Raw genomic sequence first — 250 nt, forward strand, 5'->3', positions numbered from 1 at the left:
CGGTACAACAGGCCATGAATACGATGGCATCCGAGAATACGACAAACCCCTGCCCAAGTGGTGGTTAGTGATATTTTTTGGCTCAATCGTCTGGGGCATCGCTTACTGGGTGTTTTTCCCAGCCATGTTCCCTAAGCATTGGGACGGTATTACCACAGTAGAAGTCGATGGCGAAACGGTACCTTGGACCTCGCACAATGAGCTAAACAGTGAACTTGAACAGAACAACAAAGTATTTACGGATAACTTT

General features: G+C 46.8%; 1 protein-coding gene. It reads left to right on the plus strand.

Going from position 1 to position 250, the window contains the following annotated elements:
* The coding region (locus AAEZ03_RS28370; protein WP_350583290.1) for a cbb3-type cytochrome c oxidase N-terminal domain-containing protein at nt 1-250 on the plus strand (250 nt) is incomplete at both ends.

It is taken from the genome of Pseudomonas sp. HY2-MNA-CIBAN-0224 (assembly GCF_040310285.1).
Taxonomy (GTDB): Bacteria; Pseudomonadota; Gammaproteobacteria; order Pseudomonadales; family Pseudomonadaceae; genus Aquipseudomonas; species Aquipseudomonas helleri.